At 57.2% G+C, this 9,786-nt stretch carries 8 protein-coding genes and 3 pseudogenes; all 11 read left to right on the forward strand.

Features of this window, described 5'->3' with window-relative positions:
* A partial coding sequence (locus tag CINSTRO3249_RS08755; protein WP_143146880.1) for an integrase core domain-containing protein occupies window positions 1-256 on the forward strand: 256 nt, incomplete at its 5' end.
* A gap of 384 nt (window positions 257-640) precedes the next feature.
* Window positions 641-1,663 carry a thiosulfate ABC transporter substrate-binding protein CysP gene (gene cysP / locus CINSTRO3249_RS08760; RefSeq protein WP_074013001.1) on the forward strand — a complete coding sequence of 341 codons (1,023 nt, stop codon included), beginning with the start codon at window positions 641-643 and terminating at the stop codon, window positions 1,661-1,663.
* Complete coding sequence (cysT, locus tag CINSTRO3249_RS08765) at window positions 1,663-2,490, forward strand: sulfate/thiosulfate ABC transporter permease CysT (RefSeq protein ID WP_074013002.1); 828 nt, start codon at window positions 1,663-1,665, stop codon at window positions 2,488-2,490. The genes cysP and cysT overlap by 1 nt, the downstream gene beginning before the upstream one ends.
* A pseudogene (gene cysW, locus CINSTRO3249_RS08770) lies at window positions 2,490-3,345 on the forward strand (sulfate/thiosulfate ABC transporter permease CysW). The gene cysT and the pseudogene cysW overlap by 1 nt, the downstream one beginning before the upstream one ends.
* Window positions 3,342-3,707: pseudogene (locus CINSTRO3249_RS08775) on the forward strand (ATP-binding cassette domain-containing protein); the annotation flags it as partial. The pseudogenes cysW and CINSTRO3249_RS08775, both read left to right, overlap by 4 nt.
* Before the next feature lie 75 nt (window positions 3,708-3,782).
* Complete coding sequence (locus tag CINSTRO3249_RS08780) at window positions 3,783-4,802, forward strand: IS110 family RNA-guided transposase (RefSeq protein WP_074013003.1); 1,020 nt, start codon at window positions 3,783-3,785, stop codon at window positions 4,800-4,802.
* Between the two features lie 293 nt (window positions 4,803-5,095).
* Window positions 5,096-5,821 (forward strand): annotated as a pseudogene (locus tag CINSTRO3249_RS08785) (ATP-binding cassette domain-containing protein); the annotation flags it as partial.
* 258 nt (window positions 5,822-6,079) lie between these two features.
* The gene (locus CINSTRO3249_RS08790; protein WP_074013004.1) at window positions 6,080-7,150 is read left to right on the forward strand and encodes an alkene reductase; all 1,071 of its coding nucleotides are present in this window, start codon (window positions 6,080-6,082) and stop codon (window positions 7,148-7,150) included.
* Window positions 7,151-7,359: 209 nt separating this feature from the next.
* On the forward strand, window positions 7,360-8,247 hold the full coding sequence (gene cysM / locus CINSTRO3249_RS08795; protein WP_074013005.1) for a cysteine synthase CysM: 888 nt from the start codon (window positions 7,360-7,362) through the stop codon (window positions 8,245-8,247).
* A 154-nt stretch (window positions 8,248-8,401) separates the two neighbouring features.
* Entirely contained in the window at window positions 8,402-9,082 is a 681-nt protein-coding gene (locus CINSTRO3249_RS08800; protein WP_074013006.1) for a response regulator transcription factor, read from the forward strand.
* Window positions 9,082-9,666: a hypothetical protein gene (locus CINSTRO3249_RS08805; RefSeq protein WP_074013007.1), complete on the forward strand. Its 585-nt coding sequence runs from the start codon at window positions 9,082-9,084 to the stop codon at window positions 9,664-9,666. Before CINSTRO3249_RS08800 ends, CINSTRO3249_RS08805 begins: the two co-directional genes overlap by 1 nt.
* The last annotated feature ends 120 nt before the right edge of the window (window positions 9,667-9,786 follow it).

Below are 9,786 nucleotides of genomic sequence, written 5' to 3' on the forward strand. Positions count from 1 at the left end.
CGGCGACTCCTACGATAATGCGATGGCAGAGAGTATCAACGGGTTGTACAAAACGGAGGTTATCCACCGCGGGAGCTGGAAAAACCGGACGGAAGTGGAGTTGGCCACGCTGGACTGGGTGGACTGGGTGGACTGGGTGGACTGGGTGGACTGGTACAACAACAGAAGGCTGCTCGGGCGGCTGGGTTACATCCCTCCTACTGAAGCCGAAATGAACTATTACGCTTTGCAATTAGCATCAGAGGAAGCGGCGTAGTATTGCCAAAATTACTCTCTAATAAACTCGGGGTTATTCACTGACCTTCGCGCAGCGTCTATTCCTAGCGGGGACCGACGGGCGCGCTCGATGGCGTCTGCTGCGGGCCGAATGTACCTCCTGTCGACCACGCGGCGGGATGATCAAGCTTAGCCCCAGCGGCTGATGTTCCTTTCGTAGGCCCCGCGCCGCGACGCGCTGTCATCTCCCTCGGCCCGCGGGTCTGGCTGGCTGCTAACCTGTCGCGCAAACCTTAGCCTTATGCCTTTTGCGACTTGCAAATCACCAATCGATATATAAAAGCGTTACGGGTTATCCCCCCGTTATAAATAAACTATAAGGCTCTCGGGGCGGCCTTTTTGTCCATCACCATCAGGACACAACATGACCTTTACGCTTTTTTCCGGCCGGGCAAAGCAACTATGCGCCGCAGCGGCGATGCTGGCATGCGCACAGGCACAGGCCACCACATTGCTTAACAGCTCCTATGACGTGGCCCGTGAACTGTTCGCAGCCCTCAATCCCGGTTTTATCGCGCAGTGGCAGCAGGAACATCCGGGCGACAAACTGACCGTGCGCCAGTCGCACGCCGGCTCTTCCCGGCAGGCGCTGGCCATATTGCAGGGATTTCCGGCGGATGTGGTGACCTATAATCAGGTCACCGATGTTCAGATTCTGCACGATCGCGGCCAACTGATTGCCGCCGATTGGCGTGAGCGCTTACCCAATCAAAGTTCGCCTTATTACTCAACCATGGCGTTTCTGGTGCGCAAAGGCAATCCAAAGGGGATCCACGGCTGGCGCGATCTGGCCCGTGATGGGGTGCAACTGGTGTTTCCCAACCCGAAGACCTCGGGAAACGGTCGCTACACCTATCTAGCCGCCTGGGGCGCGATGGAGCAGGCGTTTGGCGGTGACCGCGCGCGCACCCGCGCCTGGATGCAGAAATTTCTCGCCAACGTCGAGGTGTTCGATACCGGCGGGCGCGGCGCAACCACCACCTTCATTGAACGCGGGCAGGGGGATGTGCTGATAAGTTTTGAATCTGAGGTCAACACGCTGCGCGATCAGGCCGGCGCCGGCGACTATGAAGTTATCGTGCCGGACGTGGATATTCTGGCGGAGTTTCCGGTGGCCTGGGTTGATAAGAACGTGGAAAAGAACGGAACCGCGCAGGCGGCGAAAGCGTACCTCAACTATCTCTACAGCCCGGCGGCGCAGCACATCATCGCCGGGTTTTATTATCGGGTAAACGATACACAAATGATGAACGCAAATAAAAGTAAATTCCCACCGACCCGGCTGTTTCGGGTTGAGGACAGGTTTGGCGGCTGGCAGTCGGCCATGGCGACGCACTTCGAGCGCGGCGGCGAGCTGGACCAATTATTGGCGGCGGGGCATCGCTAATGCTGGCCCTGACCACCAAACGGGTCCTGCCCGGGTTTGGCCTGAGCCTCGGCGGTAGTGTGCTGTTCGTCTGCCTGCTGCTGCCGTTAAGCGCGCTGGTCATGCAGTTAGCGCAGATGAGCTGGTCACAGTATTGGGAGGTCATTACCGGCCCGGAGCTGCTGGCGGCCTATAAAATCACGCTGATCTGCGCCGGGGTGGCGTCGTTGTTCAATGCGGTGTTCGGCATGCTGATGGCCTGGATCCTCACCCGCTACCGCTTTCCCGGCCAGACGCTGCTGGACGGCCTGATGGATTTGCCGTTCGCCCTGCCTACCGCGGTGGCGGGCTTGACGCTGGCGACATTATTTTCCACCACCGGCTGGTACGGCGGCTGGCTGGCCCAGTTTGGCATTAAAGTCTCCTACACCTGGCTCAGCATCGCCGTGGCGATGGCCTTCACTAGCATCCCGTTTGTGATTCATACCGTACAGCCGGTGCTGGAAGAGCTGGGGCCGGAATACGAAGAAGCGGCCCAAACGCTTGGCGCCGGGCACTGGCAGACCTTTCGCCGCGTTATCCTGCCGGAAGTCGCCCCGGCGCTGCTGGCGGGGACCGCGCTGTCGTTCACCCGCAGCTTGGGCGAATTCGGCGCAGTGATCTTTATCGCCGGCAATATCGCCTGGAAAACCGAGGTCACCTCTTTAATGATTTTTATCCGCCTGCAGGAGTTTGATTACCCGGCGGCCAGCGCTATCGCCTCGGTGATCCTGGCGGCGTCGCTGCTGTTGCTGTTCGCCATTAATGTGCTGCAATCCCGCTTCGGCCGTCGGTTGGGAGGGCAATGATGACGGATCTCTTTGTGTTCAACGGCGCCGCGCGCGCGCCTTTTCCGTGGGGAAAATGGCTTTTGATCGGCCTTGGCGCAGTGGTGTCTCTGCTGTTGCTGGTGGTGCCGCTGATTTCAATTTTCGCCACCGCACTGGCGGAAGGACTGGCGGCGGTGGGGCGCAATCTTAACGATAGCGACATGCTGCACGCCATCTGACTGACGGTGCTTATCGCGTTGATAACCGTACCGGTGAATGTGGTGTTCGGCACCCTGATGGCCTGGCTGGTAACGCGCTTTAATTTTCGCGGCCGCCAGCTGTTGCTTACGCTGATGGATGTGCCTTTCGCCGTATCGCCCGTGGTGGCGGGCCTGCTATACCTGCTGTTCTACGGGACCAATGGCCCCCTCGGCGGCTGGCTGGACGAGCATAATATGCAGTTGATGTTCTCATGGCCGGGGATGGCGCTAGTGACGATATTCGTGACCTGTCCGTTTGTGGTGCGCGAACTGGTGCCGGTGATGCTGAGCCAGGGTAGCCAGGAGGATGAGGCCGCGATCCTGCTGGCAAATGTTTCGCCGCGTCACGCTGCCCAATATCCGCTGGGCGCTGCTGTATGGCGTTATTCTGACCAACGCCCGCGCCATCGGCGAGTTCGGCGCGGTATCGGTGGTATCGGGGTCTATTCGCGGTGAAACCTATACCCTGCCGCTGCAGGTGGAATTACTGCATCAGGATTACAACACCGTCGGCGCGTTTACCGCCGCCGCGCTGCTGACCCTGATGGCGATTGTGACATTATGCTTGAAGAGCGGGCTGCAGTGGCGTCTGGCGCGTCATCAGGCTGAGCTTCAACTGGGGGACACACAATGAGTATAGCAATCGATAAGGTCAGCAAGTTTTTTGCCAACAGCAAAGTATTGAATGATATTTCGCTGAATATCGCCTCCGGGGAAATGGTCGCGCTGTTGGGTCCGTCCGGCTCCGGTAAGACGACGCTTTTGCGCATCATCGCGGGGCTGGAACACCATAATAGCGGCCATCTCCGCTTCGGCGGCAAAGACGTCAGCCGGGTGCATGCCCGCGATCGTCACGTGGGGTTTGTATTCCAGCACTACGCTCTGTTTCGCTATATGACCGTCGCCGAGAACATCGCTTTTGGCTTAACGGTCCTGCCACGGCGCGAGCGTCCCGGTCGTGCCGCCATCAAGCAAAAAGTCACCAGCCTTCTGGATTAATGAGATGGTCCCCCCGCCTTAAAATTTGGGGTATATTGAATCATCTGCATTAACCCATGGAGAATCAATAAAATGAAAAATGTTACATTGATCGGTATTGATATTGGCAAGCGCAGCTTTCACCTAAACGGGCAAGATAAAAAGGGAAACACACTATTTAGAAAGAAATTTTCGCGCATTAAGCTATTTGAATTCTTAGGACAACACCCTACCTGCGTAATCGCTATGGAAGCCTGCGGTGGTGCTCATTATCTCGCCAGAAAATTGTCATCTTTCGGACATGAAGTAAAACTAATCTCACCTCAATACGTTAAACCCTTTGTTAAAAGTAACAAGAATGACTTCATTGACGCCGAAGCTATATGTGATGCAGCATCCAGACCCAACATGCGTTTTGTAAAACCGAAAACAGAGACCCAACAAGCTTTATGTACACTACACCGAGTACGTGACAATCTAGTTACCGAACGCGTTAAGGTCACTAACCAAATGCATGCTTTCGTTCATGAATTCGGCATCTGCTTACCTAAAGGAACTGCCGTAGTAAAGAGATTAGCGGAGTTATTAAACGATAACCAGTTTCCCTGCCATTTAATTTCAGCACTAAAACGTCTTCATGAACATTATAAATACTTACATCAACAGATTAGCGAAATTGATAAAGAAATTGAAATAGCGTTAGCTGCTGATGAAAATGGTTTAAGATTGCTATCTATTCCTGGGATCGGACCAATTACAGCAAGTCTCTTAACCTCAGAACTTAGTGATGGAAAACAATTTACTAAAGGGCGAGAATTCTCAGCATCGGTTGGTTTAGTTCCAAGACAACACAGTACTGGAGGACGACAAAATCTATTAGGTATCAGCAAGCGTGGAAATGGGAAACTTCGCTCTTTACTTGTTCAATGCGCCAGATCTTATGTTAGGACTATGGAAAAGCGCACAGGTGCGTTGGCTGAATGGGCAAAAACACTATTAAAAACAAAACACTCCAATATAGTAGTCTGCGCCCTCGCCAACAAATTTGCCAGAATTGCATGGGCTGTGTTAAGCAAAAAGGAATACTTCATGTTGAAAGAAATAAGTAGCTAACGCGTTTCACTTGTTAGCTACAGATATTTCACGAAAAAATTTCGTGAAATATCTGTAGCGCTGGAAAAACATAACCACCTTGGTTTTGCGTCGTTGAAGTAGATGGTGAAAACGGTAATCGGCCTGATAATTAATCTGGTTTGCACATTGGCTCTACGAAGCCGTTGGATTTAGTAGATGTATCAGGTGCGGAACTCATCGAGGCAAGGAGCTTGCTCCATAACATGCCGGATAGATTGTTGCATACCAACCTCACCGCCATTTCAGCCTTGCAAAAACTGGGGGGACCATAGATGGTGCAATTGGGCCATCTGGCCGCGCGTTATCCTTCCCAGCTTTCCGGCGGTCAGAAGCAGCGTGTGGCGTTGGCGCGCGCCCTGGCGGTAGAGCCGGAAATCCTATTGCTCGACGAGCCGTTTGGCGCTCTGGATGCGCAGGTGCGTAAAGAGCTGCGCCGCTGGCTGCGCCAACTGCACGAAGAGCTCAAATTTACCAGCGTGTTCGTCACCCATGATCAGGAAGAGGCGATGGAAGTCGCGGACAGGGTCGTGGTGATGAGCCACGGCAATATCGAACAGGTGGGAACGCCGCAGGAGGTGTGGCGCGAACCGGCCAGCCGCTTTGTATTGGAGTTTCTGGGCGAGGTCAACCGGCTGGAAGGGGACATTCGCGGCGCCCAACTGTTTGTCGGGCCCTACCACTGGCCGCTGAATTATGCGCCGATTCACCAGGGGCCGGTGGAGCTCTTCTTGCGGCCGTGGGAGATGGCGTTAAGCGAAGAGCCCACCGCCCACCGCCCGCTGCCGGTACAAATCATTGATGTCAGTCCGCGCGGCCATTATTGGCAGCTGGTGGTGCAGCCGCTGGGCTGGCATCAGCAACCGCGGACGGTGGTGGCGTCCACGGAGACGGCCGGCACCCCTGTCCGCGGCGAACGCCGCTACCTGGGTGGCCAGAACGCCCGCCTTTATGCCGGAGATAAAGCCTTGCAGCCGGTGGCTTTCGCCGCAAGCGCCTGAGCGCCTCTTCCTGCATGACCTGTATGACCTGCATGACCCGCCAGATGCGCGGGTCTGCCCGCCGTTGCCTCCCCTTGCCGGCCACGAACCGCGTCCCGTGATGCGCCCGAAGAAAAAGCCCGTGCAGTTAAAGTCATCAGCGGCATTTGCGGCTTAATAGTAGGGTAAACAATAATTGTAAGGGCTGACCTGGCGCGGACGCTGGCCGAAGGCCGTGGTATTGGTGGTTGGAAATTGAATCTCCTATCGAGGTGAGTAATGGCTGAATTGTTTGAACCGGTGAAAATTGGCGCTATTGAGCTGGCTAACCGTATCGTGATGGCCCCGCTGACCCGGATGCGCGCCGACGACCAGCGCGTGCCCGGGGCGCTGACGCAGGAATATTATGCCCAGCGCGCCAGCGCGGGACTTATCGTCACCGAAGCGACCTCGGTGTCGCCTCAGGGGGTCGGCTACCCCAATACCCCGGGGATTTGGTCGCCCGAACAGACGGAAGGCTGGACACAGGTCACGGCGGCGGTGCATCAGGCCGGCGGCAAAATCGTCTGCCAACTGTGGCACGTGGGGCGGATATCCGATCCGGTTTACCTTGACGGGGAATTGCCGGTCGCTCCCAGCGCGATTGCGCCGGAGGGCTTTGTCTCGGTGATCCGTCCGCAAAAAAACTACGTCACGCCGCGGGCGCTGGCCACTGATGAAATCGCCGGGATTGTCGAGGATTACCGGCGGGCGGCGGAGAATGCCAAGCGCAGCGGCTTTGACGGCGTCGAGCTGCATGCCGCCAATGGTTATCTGTTCGACCAGTTCCTGCATGACGGATCCAATCAACGCACCGATCGCTACGGCGGTTCGATAGCCAACCGCGCCCGCTTTTTACTGGAGGCGGTGGATGCGCTGTTAACCGTGTGGCCCGCCGATCGCCTGGGGGTGCATCTCAACCTGATGTCGGATACCCACAGCATGCGCGATTCCGACCCCAAAGCGATGTTCAGCTATGTGGCGCGGGAGCTGAATGCGCGCGGGCTGGCCTTTATTTTCGCCCGCGAAGCGCTGGATTTCCCCAACCGGCTGGCGCCAACGCTGCGGGAGCATTTCCATGGCGCCTTAATCGTCAATGAAGGCTTTACCGGCGCCAGCGCTGCCGCCGTGCTCGCTGCGGGTGCGGCTGACGCGGTGGCGTTCGGCAAACTGTACATCGCCAACCCGGATTTAGTGGCGCGTCTGCGTGATAAGGCGCCGCTGAACGAAGTCAATCCGCAGACTATCTATGCCCGCGGCGCCGAGGGGTATACCGATTATCCGGCTCTTAAGGATCAAGTCACCGGCTAGCGGTGAAGCCACCGGGAATGGGGCCTGCTGCGGGGGGCGTGTTGCGCGCGCGGGGTGCGAGCAGGCCGCGTCCGCTTTTCTTATGGCGGGAATCTGATACTATTTGGTGAAGACGAAAGGGAACGCTGCGCCTGGCGCGTGTTACCTCACTGCACGACTAACAGGGCGGCCGCACGGTCGCCTGTTTTTTTTATCGGGAACCCCAGGCCGTGACCACGCTTGAACATTGCATAGGCAACACCCCGCTGGTAAAGCTTCAGCGTATGGCTCCCGCCGGCGGCGGCGAGATCTGGCTGAAGATGGAAGGCAATAATCCGGCGGGATCGGTGAAAGATCGCGTAGCGTTATCCATGATCCAGCAGGCGGAACGGCGCTGCGAGATCGCGCCCGGTGATCGGTTGATTGAGGCGACCAGCGGCAATACCGGCATCGCCCTGGCGATGATTGCCGCGTTGAAAGGCTATCGCCTGACACTGCTGATGCCGGACAATATGAGTCGCGAGCGGCAGGCGGCGATGCGCGCCTACGGGGCTGAATTGATTTTGGTGGAAAAAGCCCTGGGCATGGAGGGCGCGCGCGATCGGGCACGCGCCATTGCGCAGGCGTCGGGCGCGAAAGTCATGGATCAATTTAATAATCCCGATAACCCGCTGGCGCATTTTACCACCACCGGCCCGGAAATCTGGCGACAAACCGAGGGGCGCATCAGTCATTTTGTCTCCAGCATGGGCACCACCGGCACCATTATGGGCGTCGGCCGCTTTCTCAAATCCCGGCGGCCAGACGTGACCATCGTCGGGCTTCAACCGGCGCCGGGCAGCAATATTCCCGGCATCCGCCGTTGGCCGGCCGCGTATCTGCCGGCTATTTTTAACCCTGCGCTGGTGGACTTGACTCTGGATATCGATCAGGAGGAAGCGGAAAACACCCTGCGCAGGTTGGCAAAAGAAGAAGGCATTTTCTGCGGCGTCAGCTCCGGCGGCGCGGTGGCGGGCGCATTGCGCGTGGCCGCCGATGCGCCGGGCAGTCTGGTGGTGGCCATCTGCTGCGATCGCGGCGATCGTTACCTGTCCACCGGCGTTTTCCATTCAGGCTAAAGCTGAGTGAGCCCTTTTGCCTAATTGGGGCCCTCCGGCAGCACCTTTTCGGCTCTTGCGGGTCAAACAGTGGCAGGTCTCTGGCCTGGTGAATTATGGACGGCTGTCTGGCGATACCGCAGGAGAGCAATGGCAAGGTATGTGGAGAGAGAAAATGAAAATTTTGCTGGTTGATGACGATCGCGAACTGGGCAAAATGCTGAGCGAATACCTGACCGCGGAAGGTTTTGATACCACATTGGTACTGACCGGTCAGGAAGGGGTGGACGGCGCGCTTTCCGGCGACTATACCGCCATGATCCTGGATATCATGCTGCCGGATATGAGCGGCACCGATGTGTTGCGCCAGGTGCGCAAGAGCAGCCGTATGCCGATTATTATGCTGACCGCGAAAGGCGATAATATCGATCGCGTCATCGGCCTGGAAATGGGCGCGGATGATTATATGCCCAAGCCCTGTTATCCCCGCGAACTGGTCGCGCGACTGCGCGCGGTGCTGCGCCGTTTCGACGAACGTCCAGAACAGCCGGCCGAGGCGGGCGTGGCGAGCTTTGGCGATTTGCTGCTGAACCCCGCAACCCGCACCAGTCTCTGGCAAGGGAAACCGTTTGATCTTACCGCATCGGAATTTAACCTGCTGGAATTGCTTATTCGCGCGCCCGACCGGGTGGTATCCAAAGACGACCTGTCGGAAAAGGGGCTGGGCCGGCGCCGCGAGGCCTACGATCGCAGCGTCGACGTGCATATCAGCAATATCCGGCAAAAATTGTCGTTGCTGCCCGGCAGCAGCCTGGGTATTGAAACGGTGCGCAGTATCGGTTACCGGATTCGCTGATGAGATTACGCGGGCGTTTGTTCTGGAAGATCCTCTTCGGGTTCTGGTTTATTTTTCTGCTGATTACCCAAGGACTGTGGGTCGGTTTCATCCTGTACGGCAACCGCCACGAACCGCCGGAAGAATCAATCGCCCGGCGCTTTATCAATTTGCAGATGACATCGGCCGAGTCGGCGCTAAAAGCGGGCGGTCTGCCCGCCTTGCATAGGTTGATGGCCAGTTGGCCGGACGGAGAACAGACCCTGCTGACTGCCAGGGTACCCAGCGCCGCCGCCGATGAACCCGGGCCGGTAGCAGGGAACAATTCTTCTTTTGCCGGCAAGGGCAATAGTCCGCTTGCGGCGACCGGGGCAGGGGATACCGATCACCACGCCACGCCAGGCACGGCCCCAGGTGGGCCGCCGGGATCCCCAGCGCTGGCACGGCTGGAATTAATCGCCAACCGGCAGGTTACGGCGGCCGATGGGCAGCAATATCTGCTGCATTATGACGTTGAAAACTTACGCAGGCTGTATCACAACGGCCACAGGAGCAATATTCTCAATATGCCGAGCCCGCTGTTCTGGCTGGGCTTGACGGCATAGGTATCTACACATTTATCGTGATACCTGTTATTACTTTGCAGAATGATTTCAACCTATCTGTTGGCGGGATTGACTCTCGCCTTACCCGCCGATATCAGACGCTGGTTAAACAGCATATGA

This window comes from Candidatus Sodalis sp. SoCistrobi, assembly GCF_900143145.1.
In the GTDB taxonomy this organism is placed as follows: Bacteria; Pseudomonadota; Gammaproteobacteria; order Enterobacterales; family Enterobacteriaceae; genus SoCistrobi.

Coding starts and splice junctions, on each gene's coding strand:
- CINSTRO3249_RS08805 (WP_074013007.1), top strand. CDS start 9,082: ATGAGATTACGCGGGCGTTTGTTCTGGAAGATCCTCTTCGGGTTCTGG.
- cysT (WP_074013002.1), top strand. CDS start 1,663: ATGCTGGCCCTGACCACCAAACGGGTCCTGCCCGGGTTTGGCCTGAGC.
- CINSTRO3249_RS08780 (WP_074013003.1), top strand. CDS start 3,783: ATGAAAAATGTTACATTGATCGGTATTGATATTGGCAAGCGCAGCTTT.
- CINSTRO3249_RS08800 (WP_074013006.1), top strand. CDS start 8,402: ATGAAAATTTTGCTGGTTGATGACGATCGCGAACTGGGCAAAATGCTG.
- CINSTRO3249_RS08790 (WP_074013004.1), top strand. CDS start 6,080: ATGGCTGAATTGTTTGAACCGGTGAAAATTGGCGCTATTGAGCTGGCT.
- cysP (WP_074013001.1), top strand. CDS start 641: ATGACCTTTACGCTTTTTTCCGGCCGGGCAAAGCAACTATGCGCCGCA.